Origin of the sequence: Streptomyces albospinus (assembly GCF_014648695.1) — a bacterium.
GTDB classification, from domain to species: Bacteria; Actinomycetota; Actinomycetes; order Streptomycetales; family Streptomycetaceae; genus Streptomyces; species Streptomyces albospinus.
The window spans coordinates 41,171-63,308 of record NZ_BMRP01000034.1; the positions used below are offsets into that span (position 1 = coordinate 41,171).

A 22,138-nucleotide genomic window follows, 5' to 3' on the forward strand; every position below is an offset into this window, starting at 1 on the left:
GAATATGTTTAGACTACTTAATATTAAAAGTTTTTTTTTTTTATATCTTATAATGAATAATATGTGGCAAGGTTTACTTTTTTTGTTGATTAAATTAAAGGGTAAGCAGTCCATTAATCCTTCTCTTCTTAATCTTATATTAAGAATAGTAAAAATAAAAAAATTCCACTCGATGCGTGAAACTCCTCAATTCGGAATAAACTACAATAATAAAAAAGCAAACCTTTTAACGGGTTTAATTATTAATGTAATAATGTTTATTACAAGGGGACAATATGCCTGTTGCAACTTAATTATATCGCAACATCAGAGACTTAACGTGGAACATTCGAGCTTTTTATCTTTAACTGTTTCAAATCTAAACTTATGTGACCGTAAAAATAACGAAGAATTAACAGACAGAACAACACCAGTATCAGCTATTTTTGGTAAAACTCTACAGAATAATGTTACTGCTGATAATATTATTTGTAAAAAGGCAACTATAGTTGCCTTTGGCCACCATCCTTATATTGTTGCTCCTAAAAATAAAAAGAGCACTAATTCATCTTCAGATGAGTTTTTTAAACAGTGGTTAGCTGGTATGACCGATGGAGATGGTACTTTTGCAATATATAGTTCTGTTAGTTCATTTAAATCTAATTTAACCTTTAAAGTAAGCCAAAATAAATATAATCTAAGAGTATTGTATTATATAAAAAAAAATCTTAATTGTGGTACGGTAACAGTAGAAAAAAATACAAATAATGCTTCTTTCATAATTCGAGACTTGGAAACTCTAAAAAAAGTTATCTTACCGATATTTGATAAATATCCATTACTAACAAGTAAAGCATTCAATTATGAAAAATTCAAACAAGCTGTTTTAATTCTAGATAATTCTAAGCTAACTAAAGAAGAAAAAATTTTAGAATTAGAAAGGTTAAAGAATCAGGAGATCCCTTCAATTAATTATCTATCTGCCGGTTGGAAAGGGAAAGTGACCTTTAAAGAAGATTTAAATAGTAGTTTGGTTACTAGTATAATGAGTAAAGCTTGGTTAATAGGTTTTGTAGAAGCACAAGGGAGTTTTTATCTTGTAAATAAATCAAAAAGCATCATTTCTTCATCAGAAAAAAAAGAGATTGCACTTAAAGAGGGCGCTGAAAAAACATCTAAAGCTTCGGCCTGTGCTTTTTCTACTCAAAGTCGTATAGTTCATGGTTTTGGAATTAGTAAAAAACTAGATCCTATTTGCTTAGAAGCCATTCGAATAATTTTACATATAAAAACTAAAGTAGTTTATAAAATAAAACATAATTGTTATATGCTTGATACTACTAACTCAAGGGCTATTGAAAATATAATAAGGTATTTTGACAGCAGTATGAAGGGTATGAAATCAGTTGAATATAGAATATGGGCTAGAACTTACTTAAAACACAAGGGAAATTATGCTAGATTACAAGCTATTCGTCAAAATACACGAGTTATGCACAAGTTTAGATTTAAAGAAGAAGAAGAAGAAGATAACTTTTCTTAATAAAAAGGTAATAATGTATTATATTGTATAATATAATATAACTTATGGAGCTTAATCTAAAGATTAAGACTCAATCCATTAAGAAAAGAATAGGTCAAAACTGACTTAAGCTAGATAAAGGTATAGTCCGATCTATAGTGAGAACTATAGCGTATACGCATACTTTCACTATTTACGCCTTTCTTTTTGAGCTTTCATATAAAATATGGTTTATATAATTCTTATATGCTAGGAATAAAACTAGATATAAAAAATAAATAAATTTAGTGCAGAGGGAACCTTAAGAGTAAATGGTAGAAATGAACGTATCAACATAATGTTACCCGCCATTATCATCAATTCAAAGTCACAGTGGAGGAGCTGTAGATTTAGCTATCTTCAGTCTTCATTTAGCTGGAATTTCAAGTATGCTTGGAGCTATGAATTTCATTACAACAATTTTAAATATGAGAGCTCCAGGAATGACATTACATAAAATGCCTTTATTCGTTTGGGCTATTTTAGTAACAGCAGTATTACTATTATTATCATTACCTGTACTAGCCGGTAAACCTCTAATTCTGCCGGCTCTAAATTTGGCCATATGCTGGGAACTCTTATTTAATATAATAAGACAATCAGCAGGAAACCTTATTGATTTGAATCAATTTGGCATCCTCAGAGACTCTATGCCAGAATTTATTTTTTATATTAGTCCAGTAATTATATCACAATCGACAGAAATATTAGACAAACGATTTTTAGATCAAAAGAGCTTAAAGCTAATAAACAATAAAAAATATGCCGACTCTAGTTCAAACAATTTTTCTTATTACTTAACTGGACTAATTGAAGGTGATGGTACTATAATAGTCCCTGATTCAATTAGATCAGAAAAAGGAAGATTAAACTATCCATCTATACAGATAGTATTTCATTTAAAAGATTTACCATTAGCACTGTTAATTCAAAAAGAGCTAGGACATGGTTCTTTATCTAGAAAAAAGGGAGTTAATGCCTATATATTAACTATTAATAATATTTCAGGTTTATTATTAATAGTTAAATTGATTAATGGGAAAATGAGAACACCAAAAATAGTTTCTTTAAATAAATTAATCAAATGGCTAAATTCTAGATATGAATATCTATGTTTAGATTTAAATCCTTTAAATAATGAATTATTAATAAATAATAGTTGGCTAGCTGGTTTTATAGAAGCTGATGGACATTTTGCTTTACGAACAACCGAAACAGGTAAATATCCAAGAGTAGAATGTAAATTAGAAATATCTCAACGACAAAAAGATCATAACAATTTAGATAACTATGATTTTTTAAACGAGATAGCATTATTTTTATTATGTAAAGTTAAAGCTACAAGAATGACATCAAAAACACCTGAATACAAAGTTAGAACAACTAGTGTTAAAGGAAATTTAATATTAGAAAATTATCTAATTAATTTTCCATTATTTGGTAGTAAATATCTTGATGCATGTGATTGGCAAAAAGCTTTTAATATTTTTAAAAAAGGAGATCATTTAAAAGATAAAATGATAAATTTTGAAATATTAAACCTAAAAGCTAATATGAATGAGAGTCGTAGTTTGTTTGTTTGGGATCATTTACAAGAGTTTTATAAATTAAATAAATAAGATCGTGTCCGATCTCGTATGTGAATACGAGCAGCTTTACCCTTTTTATATAGTACGCGCAGCTGCGCGCAGCTACAAAATTGAGATGTTAAAATCATCATGGGACCTAGTCCAGTAAAGCAACAATTAAGGGAATTACAATGTTATTAACAGATAGAAACTTTAATACTAGTTTCTATGAGCCAGCAGGTGGAGGTGATCCATTATTATACCAACATCTTTTCTATAAAAATATTAATTTAAGTTTAATGCCATGTTTATTTAATTATAACCTGTTTATACAAAATTATGAGAAACTAATTTGCACAGATGAAAAAGAGCAATTAAATTTGACCAAAGCTTCAAATAAAAGCTGCGCTTTAAATTATCCTATCGACAATGAATTTTTAGATTGGTTTCTAGGTTTTAGTGAAGGAGATGGATCATTTATTAGAGCTAAAAGAGGAGATATATCATTTGTTATTACACAAGATACTCGCGATATTCATATTTTAAATTTAATTCAAAATGTATTAGGATTTGGAAAGGTAATTAAACAATCAAATATAACGAGTAGATATGTAGTACAAGATAAAAAAGGTTTGTATTTGTTAGCTTTACTTTTTAATGGTAATATTATAACTAGTGCAAAAAGAGAAAGTTTTAAACTTTTTTTGTCTGCTTTAAATAGACATATTTCTAAAGGTCGAATTACATATAAGCCTATTGTTTTTAAAGATAACTTATGTCAAATAAGTTTACAAAATGGTTGGTTATGTGGATTTAGTGATGCTGAATCTTGTTTTGGTGTATCATTTTCATCGGTTAGCTCTAATAATTATAAAATATATTATGATATAGCTCAAAAAGGTGCTTGTAATATTATATTATTTGATTTATTAGCCAAATTATTTGGAGTAGGTAAAACTTATAAACACAGTCAAGAACAGTGTTGGTATTATAGAGTTACAGGATTAGCAAATACTGAAATATTATTTAACTATTTTGATAAATTTCCATTACGAACTAAGAAATTAAAAAGTTATGTTCTGTGGAAAGATTTGCACTGTAGAATTAAAAATAAACAACATTTAAACTTGCAGTTAAGACCTGGGTTGATAATTTTAGCAAAAACAGTAAATAATCAATGGGCCATTTAAACAAAAAGTAGCAAAAATATATTGGAAAAAAGGTTTAGGTTTTATCGTAAGATAAAAAGATTAGTTGCTAAAAGCTTGGCAAACAATCAATAACATTTTAAAAGCAGATAGATGTCATAATAAATATAATTAGACATAATATAGGATTTATCCAAATAAAAGACTTTTAAAATTAAAAGATATTTTCTTACCTAAATCTAGTCTTAAACTTACAGATAAAGTTAACTCTTAGCGAAATTTATCTGAAATAAGTTTAACTAACCCTGACAGGGGCTAGGGATAATTAACTTTCTTTGTACAGCTAAAATATCTTTTATTTTATTTGTTAATTATCTGGCAATGCAAGTGAAAACGGTTAAAATTCATTCGGAACAAGACCGTCGGTTGTTAAGCAATCGCTACAGACTGGGTCACTTGTGGGTACCTGAAATGGTGCTTAATGTACAGTCGGATTCTCTCTTAACATTAAAATAAATTAAAATCTACTTTAAAGGTTAAATAAATGTTAAGCACAAGGCTATTTAGGATGAAATAACTAAATTAAGTAGTCCAACTTTTGGGACGTTATTTTTACCGCGAAATAGTAGTTGAATTCTAAAAAGAAAAATAAAGAATTTAGAATTTAGAGAATTGGGTTCTTTGGTCACCCAGAGGTTGTCACTAATATTTCGTATTATTCAATAACGATTTAAGATAGGCCTCTTAAGTCCGCTATATGCTGGAACCTCCTTAGAGCCGTTATTACTGCATAGATTATATACTATAATATATTGGACTAATTCTAATAAAAGAAAGAAAATCAAAAAATGAACTATTTATTAATTAAATAATTTCTTTCTTTCTTTCTTCTTTCTTTGCAAAATTAGTAGAGAGTGAGAACATAACGGATTGGACAATCAGCAGGAAACCAACATTTAACTTAAATTTACTCATCTTCAAAAGTTAAATTAGTAGGATCCTCAGAGACTTTATGCGGACTCTTCAAAAAAAAAAAAGAAAAAAAAAAAAAAAAAAAACAAAAAAAAATAAATAGCAAAAAGAAAAAAGGAAAGATTACAGGGTAACCTGTAAAAAGAATTTAAATAAGGAAATAAAATTAAATTCTATCATAGACTTTAATTTAGCAGTTTAAATATTTTATAAAAAATAAATAAGGGGGCAATAGAACAAAAAATACAGTACAGTACAGTACAGTACAGTACAGTACAGTACAGTACGGTACGTAATTTTGGACCCTACTACATTGCATTGCTATTTATTTTTGACCCTACTATTTTTTTTTTTTTTAAGAAAGAGAAAGTCCAAATTGTTATTTAAAGATAACAATATTGATGCTATCTCTATTGCATAGCGGTAACTTGGTTTAATTTTGCACTATTTGAAGTTTCTACTATTTGTAGTAGTAATAAAAAGCTGTTAAAAAGTAGTCCAGTAATAATAGGAATAGAAACTACAACTAACGTTTTAGGTGAAAATAATTCAAATTTATTGTCAAATAATGTTCCAGATTTTGAATTTAATTCATCATTTGATGATGAAACTAGATCAGAGGCTTTAGAGCGATTAGAAGAGCAAAGAAGCATTTTCGCAGAACATGATTTAAAAATGAGACTAGCAAAACAAGCGGAGAGCGCCGGTGATAATATGACTAGTACACAGAACGCGACTAGTGAAAATCCAATTGTGAACAATTCAACGGATTCTATTGTAGGTTTAAATGATACTAGCAGCACTATTTTAGAAACAGCTAGCAATGTGATCGGCTCATTACCTGCTTCAACTTTACCCATCTTAGGTTTATTATTTACTTTACCATTCACTTGGCGTAGATTACATTCAGGATATATGTCTGGTCATGCACGTTGGCTTAGAATGATGGCTCCAGCGAGAACTACAATTAGTGTTACTAGTTATCCATGGTACACTGTAAGTCATTGGACTCGTGGTACAGTTACAACAACAACAACTATACCTGCTAATATTAGAACAATTAACCGGGGGGGCGTAGCCTCTAGACATTATCATATGGCAATGACGTTATCAGGATTAGGTATTTTTTCTTTATTACATGCTAGAAATCAGGATTCAACAAGTAAAAGATCTATTATGGATCTTATCTCAAAGAAAAATGTAAATGAAGACTTAAAATTTAACCAAAAACATAGCTCTCCATTATTATTATTTTTAAGCCAAACTCAAATATTGTCTTTCAATGATTTTATAACAAATTATGGATTTGCCATTATAGTATTTATACCAGCCTTAGGTTTCATTTGCCTAACATTGAATCTTTTATATAACATAATTCTAATTATTATTGTGCAAAGTTATGGTAAATTTGACGATAGTAAATATAAATTTATTTTGATAGTTAATTCATTAAAATATTTAAATGAATTAGCAAGCGAAGATAATGTTCTTGCTAATTTTACGAGAATGTTAAAATTTATGCTATTTATGTCTTTTGTTTGGTTATTTGTTGGGTTATACTTATGTTCTTCTTTTTACTAAAAAAGGAAGGTTCGCTGTCTGTTTTTAACTTGGTGCAAATTTAGAACTTCTATTAATACCCCTATTAAGGAAGGGTGGAAGAATTATGTTTATAAAGCTTAGTATTGTTATATAAAAAAAAGATATTCTCTTTTACTAGTATGATAAACGGTGTTAATATAGCATATTTGTATAAAACAGATGAGCTAACTTGCTCTTGTGTTAGCATACGCTCTTGTTCCTTATTTTGGACCCTACTGCATTGTATTTTTAGCTGCGCGTGCTATTTTTTTGGAGGTCACGGTGCTATTTTTTTTTTTTTTAAGAAAGAGCAAGTCCAAATTGTTATTTAAAGATAACAATTTTAATGCTATATTTTAATAATTCCAGGATTTGGAATGGTTAGTCACACAATTTCAGCATTCTCTGGAAAACCAATTTTTGGTTATTTAGGAATGGTATATGCTATGATGTCTATTGGAGTTTTAGGATTTGTAGTTTGGAGTCAATTGGTGGCTCTCTTCTATTGTGAAATAGAAGTAATAAATTTCGCTGTATGCGGGAACAGTTTAGTGCTTTCTGGTACTTTTTATAGTAAAAATTCAGTTAGCTATACTCAATCCGCCAGAAATCGTTTTCCTAATTTAGTCAAAAGACTAAATAGTGCGAGCTCTTCAGAGACTATATGCGAAAAATCTTTCTGCAGTAGCAGTAAAAAGTTTGATAAATTTTGCCCCTTGAATTGTACAATGATACTATTAGCTTAGATCTGCAACAAAGCAGATCTAATAAATTTTTAGATGCTAACTGGTTAACTTGGTTTATAGGATTTTAAGAAGGAGATGGAGCAATATTAGCTTATAATAATAAACCCAGGTTTGTGTTAACTCCAAAAGAAGGAAATGTGCTTAACCATATACAAAAAACATTAGGTTTTGGTAAAATAGTATTCTTTCCACAAACTTGCACAAATACAGGATATCATCGTTATATTGTTACAAATATTAATGAGATATTATTATTAACTTTAATTTTTAACGGTAATTTAATGTTAAATCATCGAATAAATCAATTAGCTTTAGGGATAGAAATTTTAAATAAATCTAAATCTGTAAAAGCCTCTTATTGTTCTAAACGCAATTTAATTATTAATAATGAAGTTAGTTCATTTAGTTTAAATGATAGTTGGCTATCAGGGTTTACGGATGGTGGCTTCGCCCGTTGTTTTAATGTTAATATTACCAAAAGAGTTTAAAGCAAAACAACTTACAGAGTTGTTTTAAGATTTATCTTAGATCAAAAAAACGGCTTTGATGTTTTAACTCAAATTAAAACCCTTTTTTGATTTGGAAGAGTTAATTTACGATCTGGTACTAAAAATGTTTATAGATATCAAAACGATTCATTCAAATCTGTTTTAATTGTGCTGCAATAAATTATTTCGATAGTTATAATTTAAAAACAAAAAAATCTAAATCTTATTTAAATTGGTTAAAAGTTAATGATATTATTACAAATAAAGAACATTTAACTGTAATTGGTATAAATTATATTACACAAATAAAAAAAAAGATAAATATTTTAGATAGTTTAACAAATAAAACAGGAGCTATATCAGCTTAAAAAAAAAAAAGATTAAGAGATAGTCCGATTTATCTTAATATAATTAGATAAACTTTTTTGCACCATATGTATAGTGTAGGATTAGATGTTGATACTCGAGCCTACTTTACAGCAGCAACAATGATTATTGCTGTACCAACAGGAATTAAAATCTTTAGTTGGTTGGCTACAATTTATGGTGGTTCAATAAGATTCACAACTCCAATGCTATTTGCATTAGGATTTGTATTCTTATTTACAGTTGGAGGACTAACAGGAGTAGTACTTGCGAATGCATCAATTGATGTAGCATTCCATGATAGAGAAACAAACTTAGCCGATTATTTTAGCAATGGATTACAAGCAGCTTTAATTTCACAGAATAATAAGACTGTAGATTTTTTAAAAAAATTTTGGGTAGGATTAATGGATGGAGATGGATCGATACAAGTAAATCATTGGCGTAAGCAATCTTTACAATACAGATTAGTTATAAAATTATCTCCATTAAAATCTAATATTGACATGTTAACTTTAATTTCGCAAGAAATAGGTGGTTCAGTCAAATTAGTGCGAAATAAAAAACAAGAATTAGACGCAGTTTTATGGGTTGTTAATAATAAAAATAATATTATTGAAATCTGTAAAATATTTGATTTATATCCACCATTAACTACAAGAATGACATTACAATTAAAATTTTTAAAATATTGCCTTTTAAATCCAGATGTTAATCTGTATTTAGAAAATAGAAATAAAAAATTTGAAAGTCAAAAAGAGTTAATTTTGCTGCACAGTCAACAAAAAAACAGTATTAGAGCAGTGAATTATTTTGATTGTTGGTTAAGTGGATTTATAGAAGCCGAAGGATGTTTTAGTTTACGTCAATCAAATAATCATTCGTTTTCTATTGGTCAAAAAAATGATAAATTTCTGATTGATATGATAAAAAATTATTTTAATTTATCTAATAATATTAGAACTATAAAATATGATTTTTATTTATTAGAAGTTTATAAAAAGGAAAGTCTAGTAAAAATTGTTAACCATTGTCTAAGTCCTAATAATCCATTATTGGGGGCTAAAGCTACAAGTTTAGCTTTATTCCTAACTAAGTTTAAATAAAGTGTCATGTTGTCAATCCACTAACCTTTATACCATAAAATATATTTTATGGTATAAAGGGGTAACTTAATTAAATTAAGTTGCTAACGGTGAAATCTTGTAGATTTTCTTAATGCGGAAAACAACACTTATTTACAAGACAATACCGTGAAAACTTTATTTCTTAAAAAGAGAAACAGATTTAAAGGCTTTGTAGAGACTAAACGTGGATATCGAAAAGTTATTAAGTTAACCCTTTAGATAAGTTATAGTCCGAACCTTCTTGTGAAAGAAGAAAAAAATCGACTTACTATGTTGTAGCCCATTTCCATTATGTATTATCAATGGGAGCTGTATTTGCATTATTTGCAGGATGGTACTATTGGTCACCTAAAATCTTCGGATTATCATATAATGAGTTAGCTGGACAAATTCATTTCTGGATTTTATTTATCGGGGTTAATGTTACATTCTTACCTTTACATTTCTTAGGATTACAGGGTAAAAAAGCAGCACAGCAAAATTTTGTTTGTCAACTTTTTTAATTAAAGTTTTATCAAAAAACAATAGTTTTTTAGTTAAGCTTATCAATTTTGTAAGCTTAACCTTTTTATTTCTATCATTTTTTATATTAATAAATTCTTTATTTAAAAATATTTATCTTTATGATTTAAATGTTTTTTCAATTGCACCTTTATCTGTATCTTTAAAATATCGAAAAAGAAAAAAGGTGGTTGGAGAGTATAATTTTCCAATTGGTCCACATATTAAACCAAAGTGGTTAACACTGCCAATAAGAACATATGAAAATCCTAATCTTTATAGAAATTTAATTGGCCAGGAGAATAGAAAAAGATCTATTATCTATCAATGGATAAATCTTATTACCGGGAAAACATATATTGGAAGTAGTCAAACTGGTTCTGCTAGATTATTAAGTTATTGGAGTCCAAGTTTCTTAAAAAGAAATTCTCCAATTTATCTAAATTTAAACTATTATGGAATTCATAATTTTGCTTTAGCTATTTTAGAAGATTTAGGTCCTGCTTATTCTATCTCTAAAGAAGAAATCTTTAAACGAGAACAGATTTATTTAGATAAACTTTTTAATGAATCTCTTTCTGAGACTCTTAATTTAGCTCCAACAGCTGGAGTTTTAACAGGTTACAAATTTAAGCAAAAACCGGAGTTTGGCTTAAACCGTTTAGCAGAATTAAATCCTATGTATAATAAACCTAAATCCAAATAATTTATAGAAATGCAAATAAAAGATAAAAAAGGAATTAATAATCCCATGTTTGGAATAACAAAATCAGATTCAACGATAGCTAAATTGACTAAACTTGTTTATGTTTATGATGATTTAAATAATCCTAGAGGGGAACCTGATTATTTTATTGGTGAATTTACAACTGTAGATTGTTCTAAACAGTTTGCTGCAAAATGGGAAAAGATACCTTATCAAAATATATAAAAAATGGTAAACGATTTAAAGGAAAATTATTTAGTCGGATAAAACTTCATTAAAAAAAAACAGCACAGCAAAAAAAGCAGCGCTGCGCAGCAAAAAAAATTGCCCCAATAATATTTATAATCTAATTAGATTATAAATATTATTTGAAAATTGGGTGAATTGCAAGAAAAACCTTTGAAGCTGCGAAAAAGTTTCTCAAAGGTCAATTTGCAGCTTATCTTATTACGAAGAATGATTATATTTATATATGATTAGTAATAAGCAAGTTCAACGATTAACGGGTGAGTCTCTTCAACAATAATCCCGACACGAGCGCCCAACATTATAAATTTAGAAGTAAAATTTCTATTTATAATGATGACATAATCTGAACCCAGTAGTAATATTGGGAAATAGGGTTTAAACTACCCTATGTTAACAAATTTGATGCCTAGAAGAATACCCGACTATCCTGACGCTTTTGCAGGATGGAATTTAGTTGCAAGTTATGGATCAATCATGTCAGTTGTAGCTGTAGCCGTATTTATTTACGTAATTTACGATCAATTAGCTAATGGTAAAGCAGTTTCAAATAATCCATGGAGAATTCCAGCATTTTTTGAATCAACTGCCGAATTTAACTTAAATGCTAATATAGCTAGTTCATTAGAATGGTCATTACAATCACCACCAGCTCATCATGCATATAATATGTTACCCGCTGAAACAGTGCAAACAAATTAATTTAAACCCTTTTAGATAGACTAAATCTATTATTATAATATAATTATAAATACCCCTATTTTTTTAAATGTAATAACATATTTTTCATCAAAGATGAAAATAAAAGAAAAGAAAATAAAAGAAAAGAAAAGAAATAAAATAACATTACTACTTAGTAATGGGATATTAAAGTCTCTTAGATTAGAGGTTCCTTTTAAAACTAAAGAAACTATTACAATGCGGATTATCTTAGATATAGTTGGCAAAGTTTCCTCTAATGAAAAAAAAAAAAACAGTAGGGTCAAAAATGCAGCGCAGCAAAAAGCCATTGGCTATCACTTTGGCCAGCATCTAATAAAGAAAAGATAATTATTTATGGAGCGCGTTTAAACGCTAGATCTAAGTGATATATATATACTATATAAGCAAAAAAACAAAATAGCAAAAAGAATGACAGCAGCAAAGTGTTTTATATAATAATATATATTATAATACAAATACGTTTGCAGGCTTCGATTTCGAAGATTAAGACCAAATTAAATAATTATATTTATAATATTATTATATCTGTTGCATTATTTTTTTTTGCTGCATTCTTTTTGCAACTGTTTATTTTATTTTGTTTATTAATTTTGCAGCAAGTGAAAAAATTTTATTTCCGGTACTCGGAGTGCTCAAGTATTTTATATTATATTAATAGTAATATTATTCTTTGTAGCTACAAGGCCGCAAGTTTTGACCGGCACTCTATTTGCTAGTAGGGAATTTGCCACTGCTTTTTGCGATTAAATTCGTTCTATTAAATCTAAATCATGTTAACAATATTACTATTAATTCCTTTAATAGGAATTTTTTCTATGTTATTAGTCCAGCCAGTGTCTGTAGAATCAAATGGACAAAAAACAGAGTCATCAGCCCGTTTATATAAAGACATAGCCTTAGGCTTTTCAATTGTAAACTTCTTTGTATCACTTGTTTTATGGGCAAATTTCGATAGAAATACAGCTGAATCGCAATTTGTAGCAGAATATAATGAATTAAGTTTTTGCCATTTCACATTAGGTGTAGATGGAATTTCTTTATTCTTTATTTTATTAACTTGTTTATTATTTCCAATAATATTTTTAGCTGATTACAAAGCAATTAAAACTAATGTTAGAACATATCAAATAATAATGCTTTTATTAGAAACATTATTAATTGCAGTTTTTACAGTAAAAGATATATTACTTTTCTATATTTTTTTTGAAAGTATACTACCACCTTTATTCTTATTAATAGGACTATTCGGATCAAGTAAAAAAGTAAGAGCTAGTTTCCATTTATTTTTATATACATTATTCGGATCATTAGCTATGTTACTAGCTTTCTTAACTATGTATTACTTAACTGGATCAACAGATATAGAAATTTTAACATCGACTAATTTAAGTTTTGATTTACAAAAAATACTATGGTTGGCAATATTCTTTTCATTTATGATTAAATTTCCATTAGTTCCTTTCCATTTATGGCTTCCTTTAGCCCATAGTGAAGCTCCTTTAGGTGGTTCTATTCTTTTAGCTGGAGTAGTATTAAAATTAGCTTTATATGGTAGTTTAAGAATATTAATTCCATTATTACCAGAAGCAACAATATATTTTACTCCGTTAGTTTATACTATTGGAGTTATAACTATAATCTATGCTAGTTTAACTACTTTAAGACAAATAGATATGAAAGTTATTATTGCTTATTCTAGTATTGGACATGTTGCAATTATTCTTATGGGAGCTTTTTCTAATAACATCCAAGGTATAGAAGGTTCTATTTTATTAGGTATCGCTCATGGATTTATTAGTCCAGCTTTATTTATAATTACTGGTGGCTGTTTATACGAAAGATATCATACACGAGTTTTAAGTTACTATAGAGGATTAAGCACTCAAATGCCTTTATTTTCAGTAATTTTTATGCTTGCAACATTAGGTAATATAGCTGTTCCCTTATCTTCTAATTTTGTAGGAGAATGGTTGTGTTTAGCTGGTGCATTTGAAAGATCACCGATTATGGCAGCATTGGCTGCTTCTGGAATATTCCTATCCGCTGCTTATTCTATTTGGTTCTATAACAGAGTTTGTGGAGGAGCTTGGAGTCCATATTTAGCCATTACAACTGATTTATCTAGAAGAGAGTTTTATGTTCTTTTCCCTCTTATCTTTTTTGCTTTCGGTTTAGGAATTTTCCCTAACGTAATTTTAGATTCTATTCATTATTCAGTTTCAACTGTATTATATCAAACTATTACCCCTAAAAAAAAAATAGAACTCTTGTCTCGACAAAAAGAGAAACTGGATTTTATATCAAAGAATAAAGCACTCACTCTCACTTATTAAATAATATTGTAGTAATATTAGTTATAAATAGTTTAACATTAAAAAATTTTTTTCTACAGTGCGTCAAAGTTGAGCTCAAACTATTATTATCTTTAATTTAATAAAACATTAAAGAGAGAACTGGACCGACTACGTCGAAGGGAAGATTTCATTCCCCTCTTATCCCCCTACTACTAAAGTATATTATATATATAACTATAATTATATTATAATAATAAGAAGAGGTAATTTTCTTCGCTTTCTATATAATATTGCAGGTTACTTTCTAATAGTATTACTGCTGCGCAGCGCTGCATTTTTTATAGATAAAAAGCTTATAAACTTATAAGAAAGTAACCCTTAAACCTTTTTACTTTCTTATAAGTTCAATAAATGATGTGGCAGAAGAAGATAAAAAAGCAGCGCAGCGCAGCAAAAAAAAAAGCAGCGCTGCGCAGCAAAAAAAAAGTATCAATGTTAATATCAGGATTATTTATATTATTATTTATATCAGCAATATCAGCAAAAAGAATTAATGGAATCATTATAAACAGAGCAGCTGCTTTAATTTTACTTTATTCTTTTATTCTATCAATTTATACACTAAATGTATCTATTATAGGATCTGGAGTAGGAGTATTTGGAGGGCTCTATCAAGTTACAGTATTATCTAAAGTAATAGAAGGTTTTATCTATTTATTAGGAGCAATGATTTTATCAAATACAATGTTTGTAAGTTCCATGGTAACTTCTAATGGGCAAAAATCAAATAACAAAGGAACAGGGCAAAACCCCCTTCCAGCAATAAGATCAGAGTATTCTCTAATTGCTTTATTTACTGTAGTAGGAGGAATATTATTAATAACAAGTAACGATCTAGTTTCTATGTATTTATCGATTGAACTTCAAAGTTTTGGACTTTATGTTTTAGCTACAATTTATAGAGATAGTCAAGCAGCAACTTCTGCTGGTTTAAAATATTTCCTATTAGGAGGGTTATCATCAGGATTTATTTTATTAGGATCATCAATTATTTATGCGTATTTAGGAGTTACTAATCTAGAATCAATATATCTTTTAATGTCACAAGAAGCATCAGTTGGTTTAAGTAATTTAACAGAAAAATCAATAGAACTATCATCATTTAGTTTTTCAGCAGAGCAATCAATTAGATCACCATTCGGTGCGGATTTAGGACTATTAATAATGACAGTAGGATTTTTATTTAAAGTAGCATCAGCTCCATTTCATAATTGGGCTCCAGATGTTTATGACGGAGTACCCACAAAAGTAACAACTTGGTTAGCAATTATGGCCAAAATTTCTATTTTAACTTTCTTATTAGATTTAGTTATAGGATCAGGAAGCTTATATCTTTTAGAACCATCTTTATCGTTAGTAAATCTAATGTTAATTGCCTCGTTTCTTTCTTTATTAGTTGGAACTATAGTTGGATTAGCTCAATCTAGAATTAAACGATTATTAGCTTATAGTACTATTTCGCATGTAGGATTTTTACTATTAGCTATAGCAATTAATACTGAAGATTCAATTGAATCATTTATCTTCTATTTAATTCAATATAGTTTAACTAGTGCTAATGCCTTTTTTGTTTTAATTGCATTTGGTACCTTATCTCTATCTTTATCAAAAAAAAATAATTTGGCAGAAGCAGATGGTGTCTTTTCATATCAAGAAGAAGATCATAATGCAGAAAGAGAGTATTCGCCTATACAATTCATTGCACAATTAAGAGGACAATTTAATGCTTTAGAACCTTCTCCTTTATTGGCTTTATCTTTGGCTATTATTTTATTTTCTATGGCAGGTATACCACCATTAGTAGGGTTTTTTGCTAAACAAGCAGTATTATTATCAGCAGTAAAAAATGGTTTTATTTTTTTAGCATTAGTTGGTATTATTACTAGTGTAATTAGTGCTGCCTATTATTTAAGAGTTATAAAAGTTATGGTATTTGATTCGAGTTTAGAAAAAATTAATGACAAGGTTGAATTAAAAAAAGTTGCATCAAATAAAAAGCTTGTTGCCGAATCAGATAAATTATTATCAATAAATGCATCTACAGGCTTACCTTTGGACATTAATGAAAATACACAATTATCTAACAGTTTAAGTTTTTCAATATCAATTTTAACTGTTTTAACTTTATTCTTTGTATTGAAACCTACTTTAATATTAAACAGTGCACATATTATGGCATTAAGTTTATTCTACCTATAGTTATGGCAACAATTAATACTTTATCCGTTTTATTTATTCTTGTTCCTATTTTAGGAGCTTTATTATTAGTTTTAAATTTACTATTAGCCGTTCATAATCCGGACAATCAAAAAATTCAAAGTTTTGAATGTGGTTTTAGTGCTTTTAGTCAAACTAGATCAAGATTTAGTGTAGCTTTCTATTTAGTCGGTATACTATTCTTATTATTTGATCTTGAAATTATTTTAATTTTTCCTTATGCAGTTTCAGCCTATAATAATGAAGCTTATGGGCTTTGGATGGTTGTTATCTTTATTTTAATCCTAACTTTAGGATTTGTTTTCGAATTTGGTAAAGGAGCTTTAAAAATAAGTCTCGTAGAATCAGATTCTAATTCAGCCTCTAATTCGAAAAACGATTACATTATTTAACTAAAAAGCATAAGTGGCTGGAAGCCTACTACGCTCCGCTAGTCGATCTCTTTAGTAGAGGTCTTCGTTTGACTGAGACTCTCGGTCTTTTCTTATTTTATGTCCGTCTTAATGATAGATTAAGCCGACAATAATGAAACGAGGGCCCCAAATAACTCTTTTAAAGTCTAGAAAAAAAAAGGTGACTTTGGGTCTATTTTAGACTTTATCAGGCTGTGCTTCAGGCTGCGCTTCAAATTAATTTATTACCCCTATTTATAGATAATCATCTTTAAGTTCTTATGACCTTGACAGGCTTCGTTTATCCTAATTCTAACCTTAACCTATTTTGCTGCATTCTTTTTTTTCTATAAACAGTAAAAAAAATAGCGAAAAGACGCGCAGCTAAAAAAAAAAAAGAAACTAATAATAAGAGCGTTAAAGAAATGTTTTTGCACTCTTTTTGACCGTACCGGGACTTGTTCTAGTTATCTTTTTATTATAATTAATAAAAAGAACACTCTTTTTGCCGTTTAGCTAGTCTATCATTTATAGATTTGGCTTAATGTAACATTAAGACCAAATTAGTACTGAATATTTCTTAATGTAAAAAAAAAAAAAGTAGCTCAAATATTAATATAATATATATTTCCACCTAAGGGCGCCTCTATCTTTATTATTGCTACTAAAAAAATATATTTATATAAACTATATTTAATATAAAATATGCAGCGCAGCAAAAAAAAAGTTTTTGCAGTACTATTAATTAGTATATAATAATATTCAGGCTTTAACAAAAATGCAGCAAAAAAAAAACAAAAATAAATAACAAAAAAAAAAAAATAAAAAAAAAAAAATGCTTTTAAATTTAATTATTAATAAAGGTGACGCGCAGCTACAAAAATTATTTTCACCAATCTTAACTGATGCACCTACACCTTGGGGATTATACTTCCAAGACGGAGCTAGTCCCTCATTTGAAGGAATCGTAGAATTGCATGACCAAATCATGTTTTACTTAGTAGTAATTTTATTTGGTGTAGCATGGATTATGGGTTCAGCAATGAAAACTTTTTCAAGCAATCAAACAAAAATCGTACACAAATATTCTAATCATGGTACTTTAATCGAATTAATTTGGACAATTAGTCCAGCTTTAGTATTAGTTGCAATTGCATTCCCTAGTTTTAAATTATTGTACTTAATGGATGATGTATTAGATCCTGCAATGACAGTTAAAGCAGTGGGTTTGGTTTAAAAACCGGTGGCCCCAAATTGTGTTTAAAAAATAAAATAAAAGACACTTCTTTAAAAAGAAGTCAAAAAAATGTTATTTTTAATAATAGTAATATATTATTCAATAAAAGTTTCTTCTCTATAAAAAAAATTTGGTCTAATAATTTTACTCAAATAAACTTAACAAGATATTTTCATCAAAGAGTTCGATCTATAAATAGAATTGGTCCACACAACTGTGATGTAATATCAGTTATAGTTGGATTAATGTTAGGAGACGGATACTGTAATGTTAGAACTGGTGAAGGGACAAGAATATGTTTACGTCAAGGAGCAATTCATAAAGAATACTTATTTTATCTATATGCATTCTTTTTAGAAAGAGGCTATTGCAGTAAACTTGAACCTAGACAATATACCAGAAAATTAAACCATAACGGTTTAACAAAAACACATTATGGTTATGAGTTTAATACTTATACATTTAGAAGCTTAAATTGGATTCATAAATTATTTTATAAAAATGGTAAAAAGATAGTTCCATTAAATATTGAATATTTAATAACTCCATTAACATTAGCTGTGTGGATTAGTGATGATGGAGGATGGGCAAACGGAGGAGTTCGAATAGCAACAAATGAATTTACATTAGCTGAAGTTACTCTATTAGCAAACATTTTAAGATCAAAATTTGCATTAGATGTAACAATACAAAAAATATCCATCGAAAATAAATTTTGTAGCTGCGCGTCAATTTATATAAAGAAAAATTCGGTATCTAAATTAAAAGAAATAATATTTCCTTATTTAAATAGTTCTATGTATTATAAATTAGGTCTAAAAACAAAAGTTTAATTTATTTAGTAAAATACAAGTAAGTCTCTATTAAGAATAACCTTCTTTCTTTTTCAGTAGTTTTATACGGTCATATACAGGCCAGTTAAAAATAACCAAGTTCTTTTAACTCCACCAATTAAACATAATAGTCGTGAAACATAAAAATTAATTTGCAAAAGCGTACTACAAGAAAAATTAGCGTTACCGTAAAAAGGTAATTTAAACATTTTTATGTTTCTAAAAACTCGACAGGGTTTTTTAAGTTTATAGTAGAAATATTATATTCTTTGGCGACATGAGTGAAAACAGTTAACATATTATAATAATTACGCAATACCAGATTATAATACAAGACTGTCAGTAAGCCTTTTATTTTTTTCCGAGCTTATTGCAACAGACTGGGTCACTTGTGGGTAAGAAATAATTCTTGCTTAATGTACAGTCGAAAACGCACCAATGGTATTGGTCATACGAATATTCAGATTTTGTAAATGATGACGGAGAGTCAATCGAATTTGATAGTTATATGATACCAGGAGAAGATTTAGTTGATGGACAATTAAGACAATTAGAGGTTGATTCAAGAGTAATTGTTCCAGTTAATACTCATATAAGATTTATTGTGACTGGAGCTGATGTTATTCATGATTTTGCTGTGCCTGCTTTAGGATTAAAAATTGATGCTACACCTGGTAGATTAAATCAAGCTTCAGTTTTAATTCAAAGAGAAGGAGTATTCTATGGACAATGTTCAGAAATTTGCGGAGTATTACACTCAGCTATGCCTATTGCTATAGAAGCTGTTTCAGTTGAAAAATATTTAGCCTGGTTAGATTCACAAGCTTAATTTATTACTTGCACTAAAGATCTAAATTTTCTTATCTATAATTTAGTTAAGATAAATTTGAAAGAACCTGCTGAAGCTTTTTAATTATAATTCCCCTATTAAAATGGGACGCGCAGCTCTAAAATTTATTTTACACTAAACTAAACTCTTTAACCGTCCATATAATAAAAAGGTGCTAGTAAGAAATTTGTTTGCACATAGTAAAAGCTACTGTAGCCCCCCTAAACTTATTTTCATCTAAAATTTGACCTTAGCAGTATTAAAAATAACTACAGCAGCGCAGCGCAGAAAAAAAAAAAAAAAAAAAAAAAGCAGTAGGGTCCAAAATAATATAATATTATTGTCATTAGGTTAGGCTGCCTGTTGTGCAAAAGAAGAAAACCAGTAAGACCTTCTTTAAATTTCTTACAAATTTTAATAGTATGTTATATTGTCTCTAAGTTATAGCTAATATTAAATAATAATTTTATTAGTTCAGTAGGAATTTCCTTAGTACGCTTCAAAAGGAACCCTCTATAATATTAGTTTTTCTTATAAGAAGTATAGGATTATAACAATATTTGTTATTTGGTAGCCGATTTGAAAAAAAAAAGCAAAGCAAAAAAAATAGATTATAAAAAGAGATCTTAGATTTCTAAAAAAAGATGAGTTTGATGTTGGCTCCGAATGAACGCTGTCCAGAAGCTTTAACACATGCTAATCGAACGATCAAACCTAACCTTTTTGTTCTTAAATTTATGTAGAAGGCTTTGTTTTTCTACACTTAAATAAGACTAGAAGATGGTTTGAAAGTGGTGTACAGGTGAGTATAAAGTAGGAAGACTAGCCCAAAGAAAGGCATAAAATACCTTATAGAGAGGGTGCAGATAAACCCTAAAAGATATATAATTTCGCTTTGGGATGAGCCTACTCGGGGAGGTAGTAGGAGAGGTAATTGCTTAACTAGCCTAAGATCCGTAGTCGTATCTGAGAGGATGATCGACCACATTGGCTCTGAAACAACAGCCAAGTCTACCCATAAGGGAAACCAGCAGTGAGGAATATTGGTCACTGACCGCAAGGTTGAACCAGCTATCTGGAAGGGTGTAAACTAAATAAGGATAAAGCCCTAAAAAAGAGAGGATAATGACGTTATCTTTTTGACAAGTCTCGACCAAATCACGTGCCAGCAGTCGCGGTAAAACGTGGGAGGCAAGCGTTATTGATCTTAAATGGGTCTAAAGGGTCCGTAAAACGGTAAATTAAGCGAATACCTCTCCTATTTGGGAAGGTAGTTTAATCGAACTGATTTACTAGAGTCTTATAGAAGAACAGAGGAATTGCAAGAGTAAGGATGAAATCTATTGATACTTGTAGGACCGCCAAAGGCGAAGGCATCGTTCTAGGTAAAGACTGACGTTGAGGGACGTAGGCGTTGGGAGCGAAAAGGATTAGATACCCCTGTAGTCAACGCTGTAAACGATGAGTGCTTAAGATTAGTAATAATTATTAATAAGTAATTAGGCTTTAATGCCTTTAACTATTATAAAATGCCGTAGGGTAAAAATTAGTCTCGAAATGAAGATGTTAAGCACTTCACCTGGGGAGTACTGTCGCAAGGCTGAAACCCAAAACATTAGACGGTCACGGAAACCAGCAGTGAAGCATGTTATTTAATACGATGATCCGCGTACAACCTTACCACTTCTTGAATGTCCTTTTCTGTAAAAAGAAAAGGCCTATTTAATTAAAAAAATAAACATTAATTAAATTTGGATAAATACAACAGGCGTTGCATGGCTGTCTTCAGTTCGTGTCGTGAGATGTCAGGTTCATTCCGGTCAACGAATGAAACCCTTCTTTCTTAATTTTGCTTTTTTTTTTTTTTTATTAATTAAAATTAAATTTGCTGCATTAAGATGACCCTTGGAAAACGAGGATATAATGGGGATTAAGACAAGTCGTCATGGCCTTTATGAAGTGGGCTATAGACGTGCCACAAAAGCTTTTACAATGGGATGCTAAGACGTGAGTCAGCGCTAAACCTTAAAAAAAGCTATGTTCGGATTGTAGTCTGCAACTCGACTACATGAAGCAGGAATTGCTAGTAATCGTAAATCAGGACGTTACGGTGAAGTATTAAATCTGTGATGTACTAACTACTCGTCAAGCGCGGAAAGGTGCGTGGCCCCGAAGAGGTTATCCCTTTTCCTTATTAATATGGGGAAAAGGGATGGTTTCGACTGGTCGGCGCTGATTCGTGTTAAGTCGAAATAAGGTAGGTGTAGGGGAACCTGTACCTGAATAATTAATATCCAACTACCCCTTTATTATTAAATATAACTTTGCTGAAAACTATAATTAGGGTTATCTTAATAGAACATTCAGAAAACTTAAATTACTAAAACAAATTACAATATAAAGGGTGGGCCTAGTTTTAGTACAATATTATACATAATAAGTGTTCTTAATGCAACATTAATAACCCCTAAATAATATTATTAATATGATATTATTATTTGGCCCTCTCCTTATCCTTTCGCTAAAGGAGGACTAAGGATAAGGTTTATAATAATATAATTATA

At 29.2% G+C, this 22,138-nt stretch carries 17 protein-coding genes, 1 rRNA gene and 2 pseudogenes; all 20 read left to right on the forward strand.

From position 1 onward, the window contains the following. Positions 1–61: 61 nt before the first annotated feature. Complete coding sequence (locus tag IEZ17_RS45900; protein ID WP_189306124.1) at positions 62–1,522, forward strand: LAGLIDADG family homing endonuclease; 1,461 nt, start codon at positions 62–64, stop codon at positions 1,520–1,522. Positions 1,523–1,854: 332 nt separating this feature from the next. Further along, positions 1,855–2,070: pseudogene (locus IEZ17_RS45905) on the forward strand (cbb3-type cytochrome c oxidase subunit I); the annotation flags it as partial. Positions 2,071–2,190: 120 nt separating this feature from the next. Beyond that, the gene (locus IEZ17_RS45910) at positions 2,191–3,159 is read left to right on the forward strand and encodes an LAGLIDADG family homing endonuclease (protein WP_268249864.1); all 969 of its coding nucleotides are present in this window, start codon (positions 2,191–2,193) and stop codon (positions 3,157–3,159) included. Between the two features lie 140 nt (positions 3,160–3,299). Further along, positions 3,300–4,298 (forward strand): LAGLIDADG family homing endonuclease, encoded by a 999-nt coding sequence (locus tag IEZ17_RS45915; RefSeq protein WP_189306128.1) that lies wholly within the window; start codon positions 3,300–3,302, stop codon positions 4,296–4,298. Between the two features lie 1,488 nt (positions 4,299–5,786). After that, complete coding sequence (locus IEZ17_RS45920) at positions 5,787–6,809, forward strand: hypothetical protein (protein ID WP_189306130.1); 1,023 nt, start codon at positions 5,787–5,789, stop codon at positions 6,807–6,809. A 362-nt stretch (positions 6,810–7,171) separates the two neighbouring features. Next, positions 7,172–7,555 carry a hypothetical protein gene (locus IEZ17_RS45925; RefSeq protein WP_506005270.1) on the forward strand — a complete coding sequence of 128 codons (384 nt, stop codon included), beginning with the start codon at positions 7,172–7,174 and terminating at the stop codon, positions 7,553–7,555. A 113-nt stretch (positions 7,556–7,668) separates the two neighbouring features. Next, positions 7,669–8,043, forward strand: coding sequence for a hypothetical protein (locus IEZ17_RS45930; RefSeq protein ID WP_189306132.1), 375 nt, complete (start codon positions 7,669–7,671; stop codon positions 8,041–8,043). 434 nt (positions 8,044–8,477) lie between these two features. Then, positions 8,478–9,515, forward strand: a complete 1,038-nt coding sequence (locus tag IEZ17_RS45935) for an LAGLIDADG family homing endonuclease (protein ID WP_229852836.1) — start codon at positions 8,478–8,480, stop codon at positions 9,513–9,515. A gap of 293 nt (positions 9,516–9,808) precedes the next feature. After that, positions 9,809–10,039 (forward strand): annotated as a pseudogene (locus tag IEZ17_RS45940) (cbb3-type cytochrome c oxidase subunit I); the annotation flags it as partial. Then, positions 10,024–10,743 carry a GIY-YIG nuclease family protein gene (locus IEZ17_RS45945; RefSeq protein WP_189306137.1) on the forward strand — a complete coding sequence of 240 codons (720 nt, stop codon included), beginning with the start codon at positions 10,024–10,026 and terminating at the stop codon, positions 10,741–10,743. The pseudogene IEZ17_RS45940 and the gene IEZ17_RS45945, both read left to right, overlap by 16 nt. 9 nt (positions 10,744–10,752) lie before the next feature. Then, positions 10,753–10,968: a hypothetical protein gene (locus tag IEZ17_RS45950; RefSeq protein WP_189306138.1), complete on the forward strand. Its 216-nt coding sequence runs from the start codon at positions 10,753–10,755 to the stop codon at positions 10,966–10,968. A 498-nt stretch (positions 10,969–11,466) separates the two neighbouring features. Continuing rightward, positions 11,467–11,691, forward strand: coding sequence for a heme-copper oxidase family protein (locus tag IEZ17_RS45955; RefSeq protein WP_189306139.1), 225 nt, complete (start codon positions 11,467–11,469; stop codon positions 11,689–11,691). A gap of 93 nt (positions 11,692–11,784) precedes the next feature. Continuing rightward, the gene (locus IEZ17_RS45960) at positions 11,785–12,039 is read left to right on the forward strand and encodes a hypothetical protein (RefSeq protein ID WP_189306140.1); all 255 of its coding nucleotides are present in this window, start codon (positions 11,785–11,787) and stop codon (positions 12,037–12,039) included. A gap of 443 nt (positions 12,040–12,482) precedes the next feature. Beyond that, the gene (locus IEZ17_RS45965) at positions 12,483–14,045 is read left to right on the forward strand and encodes an NADH-quinone oxidoreductase subunit M (RefSeq protein WP_189306141.1); all 1,563 of its coding nucleotides are present in this window, start codon (positions 12,483–12,485) and stop codon (positions 14,043–14,045) included. Positions 14,046–14,417: 372 nt separating this feature from the next. Next, on the forward strand, positions 14,418–16,265 hold the full coding sequence (locus IEZ17_RS45970; RefSeq protein ID WP_189306142.1) for an NADH-quinone oxidoreductase subunit N: 1,848 nt from the start codon (positions 14,418–14,420) through the stop codon (positions 16,263–16,265). A gap of 2 nt (positions 16,266–16,267) precedes the next feature. Continuing rightward, positions 16,268–16,675: an NADH-quinone oxidoreductase subunit A gene (locus IEZ17_RS45975; protein WP_189306143.1), complete on the forward strand. Its 408-nt coding sequence runs from the start codon at positions 16,268–16,270 to the stop codon at positions 16,673–16,675. 835 nt (positions 16,676–17,510) lie between these two features. After that, entirely contained in the window at positions 17,511–17,912 is a 402-nt protein-coding gene (locus tag IEZ17_RS45980; protein WP_189306144.1) for a cytochrome c oxidase subunit II transmembrane domain-containing protein, read from the forward strand. 17 nt (positions 17,913–17,929) lie between these two features. Then, a complete protein-coding gene (locus IEZ17_RS45985) occupies positions 17,930–18,745 on the forward strand; it encodes an LAGLIDADG endonuclease (protein WP_268249863.1) in 816 nt (271 codons plus the stop codon). A gap of 409 nt (positions 18,746–19,154) precedes the next feature. After that, positions 19,155–19,574: a cytochrome c oxidase subunit II gene (locus IEZ17_RS45990; RefSeq protein WP_189306148.1), complete on the forward strand. Its 420-nt coding sequence runs from the start codon at positions 19,155–19,157 to the stop codon at positions 19,572–19,574. A 638-nt stretch (positions 19,575–20,212) separates the two neighbouring features. Further along, positions 20,213–21,869: ribosomal RNA gene (locus IEZ17_RS45995) — 16S ribosomal RNA — on the forward strand. The last annotated feature ends 269 nt before the right edge of the window (positions 21,870–22,138 follow it).

Excerpts from the sequence above, each read along its gene's own strand:
- IEZ17_RS45910 (WP_268249864.1), top strand. The coding sequence starts at position 2,191 with ATGCCAGAATTTATTTTTTATATTAGTCCAGTAATTATATCACAATCG.
- IEZ17_RS45965 (WP_189306141.1), top strand. The coding sequence starts at position 12,483 with ATGTTAACAATATTACTATTAATTCCTTTAATAGGAATTTTTTCTATG.
- IEZ17_RS45980 (WP_189306144.1), top strand. The coding sequence starts at position 17,511 with ATGCTTTTAAATTTAATTATTAATAAAGGTGACGCGCAGCTACAAAAA.
- IEZ17_RS45935 (WP_229852836.1), top strand. The coding sequence starts at position 8,478 with ATGTATAGTGTAGGATTAGATGTTGATACTCGAGCCTACTTTACAGCA.
- IEZ17_RS45975 (WP_189306143.1), top strand. The coding sequence starts at position 16,268 with ATGGCAACAATTAATACTTTATCCGTTTTATTTATTCTTGTTCCTATT.
- IEZ17_RS45900 (WP_189306124.1), top strand. The coding sequence starts at position 62 with ATGTGGCAAGGTTTACTTTTTTTGTTGATTAAATTAAAGGGTAAGCAG.
- IEZ17_RS45955 (WP_189306139.1), top strand. The coding sequence starts at position 11,467 with ATGTCAGTTGTAGCTGTAGCCGTATTTATTTACGTAATTTACGATCAA.
- IEZ17_RS45960 (WP_189306140.1), top strand. The coding sequence starts at position 11,785 with ATGAAAATAAAAGAAAAGAAAATAAAAGAAAAGAAAAGAAATAAAATA.
- IEZ17_RS45915 (WP_189306128.1), top strand. The coding sequence starts at position 3,300 with ATGTTATTAACAGATAGAAACTTTAATACTAGTTTCTATGAGCCAGCA.
- IEZ17_RS45970 (WP_189306142.1), top strand. The coding sequence starts at position 14,418 with ATGATGTGGCAGAAGAAGATAAAAAAGCAGCGCAGCGCAGCAAAAAAA.
- IEZ17_RS45950 (WP_189306138.1), top strand. The coding sequence starts at position 10,753 with ATGCAAATAAAAGATAAAAAAGGAATTAATAATCCCATGTTTGGAATA.